The 3,719-nt window shown below is 59.9% G+C and carries 2 protein-coding genes and 2 pseudogenes; 2 read left to right on the forward strand and 2 right to left on the reverse strand.

Going from position 1 to position 3,719, the window contains the following annotated elements:
- Positions 1-152: 152 nt before the first annotated feature.
- A pseudogene (locus CQ12_RS47660) lies at positions 153-317 on the forward strand (IS110 family transposase); the annotation flags it as partial.
- Positions 318-437: 120 nt separating this feature from the next.
- Here CQ12_RS47660 and CQ12_RS47665 read toward each other — a convergent pair.
- Positions 438-605, reverse strand: a pseudogene (locus CQ12_RS47665) (transposase); the annotation flags it as partial.
- A 72-nt stretch (positions 606-677) separates the two neighbouring features.
- A complete protein-coding gene (locus tag CQ12_RS43665; RefSeq protein WP_157088163.1) occupies positions 678-1,001 on the reverse strand; it encodes a hypothetical protein in 324 nt (107 codons plus the stop codon).
- 1,453 nt (positions 1,002-2,454) lie between these two features.
- Between CQ12_RS43665 and CQ12_RS12055 the strand changes: the two genes are divergently transcribed.
- The coding region (locus CQ12_RS12055) for an IS5 family transposase (RefSeq protein ID WP_057835531.1) at positions 2,455-3,719 on the forward strand (1,265 nt) is incomplete at its 3' end.

Consider the following 3,719-nt stretch of genomic DNA (forward strand, 5'->3'; position numbering starts at 1 on the left):
CCGCTTGTTTCTCCACGAAGGCATCCTTGATCGAGGCCTTGGTCTCGCCAACTACGGTGCCGATTCCGATGTCGAGAACTGGCTAGTCAGTGTTCACATCCGATGAGATCCGCGCAGGGCGAGACAGGAACTCGATGGAACAACTACCCGATCTGGTCCGGCAGAGGACACAAGCAGTCAATGCCTTGCGCGCTCATCTCGCCGAATTGTGCATCATCGCCACCGCCGGCCTGGCAAAGGTTGAGGTGCTGGTCGCAATCGTACCGGACGAGACAGACGCTCGCCTGCCCGCAGCAGCGCGCTTCGCGCTGATGGCTGGTTGATGCAAGGCGCTGCAAGGAAATGCAAAATTCTCCCGCAAGTGAACGGCCCCGAGCGAATGCGTTTGCGCAACCTGTCGGCATTGGTGCCCGACAAAAACTGGCTTCTTGTGACCCGCCGATTTTGCCGGGCGAAACGCCACCAGTCTCCGGCCGCAGGTTCTTCCACTTCGTCACACAGAAGGGACTGATCTGAAGCGCTTCGGCAATCGATCGGACGGTCTCGCCCGCATCCGCCCGAGCCAGTGCGCGTTCGCGAATGTCTTCCAAATAGGATCGCGTCATCCATGCTGGCCCCCGTTCCCCAGGATGGAGTTTGAATCAGAAATCCTCCTCTCTGGAACTCCCGATTCGATGTTAGCCGAACATCGGCTCATTATTGGACTGGAACAGCGAGGCACCTCGCTCAAATCGCGCATGTGTCTCAGCCAACTTGATTATTTCTGAACGTGCCTTCTCATCTTTAATCTTCATGAAGGCTGCAACAAGACGAATCGATTCGTCGATCTCTCTGTCGTGATCCTTGACTCTCATGAGTTCTACAGGGCTGAGCGCAATTGGGAGTCGCGGCTTCGTCGGCTCGGTGATGGCCCTCGCGGGTATGATCGCGGCCAGTCTTGTGACCCATTCCGGTAAAAAAACATCATGCTCTAGCCTATCTGCAATGCTTTCGCGAGTCACCGTAGCTCCACAACTAAACCAGAGCGCTCCAACTGGACGACGTCTGGAGACCAAGATCTTGGCTCGTCTCAAAAGCTCGCAAGGGCTCAACAGACCATGTGGCAACTTTAGAGTCAGTTACTTGTCAGCGAGCTAATTAATAGTGCCGATATGGATCGAACTAGAGTCGGGCGCTTCTCCGGGGCAGGGGCAATAAGCGGACTCGCTCGCGCGTAGACGGTTGCTCGCCCTTGGCGAGGCCAAGAGCAAACGGCTCCAGTATGAGCATCCAAGTCAAACAAACGGGCCCTCTCGCTAGGATTGAATGCTCGTCCGGTCTATACAACTAACGCACGCAGCAACCGTGATAGCTCGGAGTGCCAGGAAGACCGCTGCCGTTGCGTGGTATCGCTGGTGACGAAACCGCGTTCACGGGCATGGGCCGACCGGGCAGCAAGCGATCAACGGCAGGCGTATGGTCGTATCGTCGCCTGACCTCAGTGATACGGGGGTTGTCATCTGCCCGCGGACCGTCGTCTCTCCACGCAAGCCGTCGACCCGCGTCAGATTGTATGCCCTAAAGGACGGACGGGCGCCTACCAGGATTGGTTGGCCCATGAGCCAATGCCCGCCGTCCGATGCGACCGGAGCGCTCCTGCATGCCTCCAACCGGGCAACTGTTTCAACCGAACGGCTCGACGAGTTTGTCGCATATACAAGGAAGGCCCCCCGGAGAGCAGATCACTGCAGAGGTCAGTAAATATCGCCCCATCGTCTCTTCGCGCTCTATACATTGATGTTGCGCCCCTTGCTGGACGAGCACGAGGTGCCTCCCCCTTCACACTCGCTCAATCAGACGCATCAGGACTCCATGATTACTACATCGCTCATGAACGAGCCCGCTACATGTCCTCCAGCCCGAAATCAGCAGCGCCGCACGCGACGGAAGAACGAGGCGGCGTTGACGGACCGACCAGTCGTCCTATCGTTCCGGGGCCGTTAGGAGAGTCCAAGTCGACAGCTTTTTGGGCAGCGCATCGCCATTGCGCAACTTGAGCGAGCGGCGAGGTCAATCAAATCGCGAATCAAGGCTGCCGAGCAGCTTCGTCGGAAGGACGACGCCTTGCATGAAGTTAGGCTTACCCCGAATGCCGAGTGGGTTGTAGCATTGCTAATGGCGGACGCAGCTTCGTGACGATGTGCAGGTGCCCGCGAGAGACGGCGCAGCTGACGAGGCGACCGACATGGCCAATGCCGCCGCGCTGTTTACACCGCCGATACCGATCGAAAGCAGTGAGGTCAGATAGTCGTCCGTGAAGAGCGGCTAAGCGATTGAGCTAGAATCGCATTTGTCGTTGTGGACTGTCTTGCGATTGCAGGGTTTTGATGCTTCGGGCATTGGAATCTTGCAATTTCATTTTCAGGATTCCGTCGAATCGCCAGTCATGATTCCGTCGTCGCATCGGAGGTGGCGATGCGACCGAAGAAGCACAGGACGACGGAATCGGGCGATCTGTTCCGGGCCAGGCTGGACCAGATCATCAATATGAAGCACGAGCTGGTTCAGCTCGCCGGCAAGGTCGATTGGGGCTGGATCGACAGCGAGATCGCGCCGCTCTATAGCGAGAATGGTCGGCCGGGCATCGCGACCCGCTTCATGATCGGGCTGCTGCTCAAGCACATTTACGGCCTGTCCGATGAGGGAGTGTGCGAGCGCTGGGTCCACGACCCGTATTTCCAGTACTTCACCGGCGAAGAGTTCTTTCGGCACGCGTTCCCGCACGAGCGCTGGGACCTGAGCCACTGGCGCAAGCGGCTTGGCGACAAGCTGGAGCTGTTGCTGGCCGAGAGCTTGCGGGTGGCGCACGAGGCCGGCGCGTTACGTAGCCAGGACCTCAAGCGGGTCACGGTCGATACCACCGTGCAGCCGAAGGCCATCACCTTCCCGACCGATGCCAAGCTGCTGCACGCGGCGATCAAGGGGCTCAACCGCCTGGTGAGGAAGCACGGGGTCAAGCTGCGGCAGTCCTATCTTCGCATTGCCAAGACCGCGACGATGATGGCGGGGCGCTACGCCCATGCCAAGCAATTCAAGCGGCATCAGCGGCAGTTGCGCATCCTGCGCAGCCGGCTGGGCCGGATCATCCGCGATATCCGCCGCAAGATCGAAGGTCAGGCTGTGCTCGAGAACGCGTTCGCCCTCCCGCTCAGCCGGGCTTCGCAGATCCGCTCGCAGCGGCAGCGCCAGCGCGGCTGGAAGCTTTATTCCTTCCGCGCCCCGGAGGTGGAGTGCATCGGCAAGGGCAAAGCGGCCGCGCCTTACGAGTTCGGTGTCAAAGCCTCCATCGTCACCAACAACCGCCGTGCTCCCGGTGGCCTGTTCGTGCTGCATGCCAGGGCACTACCCGATAACCCGTACGACGGTCACACCTTGCGGGACGTCATTGACCGCACCGAGACACTCACCGGCTGCGCGATCGAGCGGGCCTATGTCGACAAGGGATACCGCGGCCACGACGCACAAAATCCCCGCCGAATCTTCATCTCTGGCCAGAAGCGCGGCGTCTTCGGTGTCATCAAGCGCGAGCTGCGCCGCCGCTCCGCCATCGAACCCATCATCGGACACCTGAAGGCCGATGGTCACCTCGGCCGCTGCTACCTCAAAGGCCGCGCCGGCGATGCGGCCAACGTCATCCTCTCAGCCGTCGGCCACAACTTCCGCCGCATCCTCGCCTGGCT

It is taken from the genome of Bradyrhizobium jicamae (genome assembly GCF_001440395.1).
Lineage (GTDB): Bacteria > Pseudomonadota > Alphaproteobacteria > Rhizobiales > Xanthobacteraceae > Bradyrhizobium > Bradyrhizobium jicamae.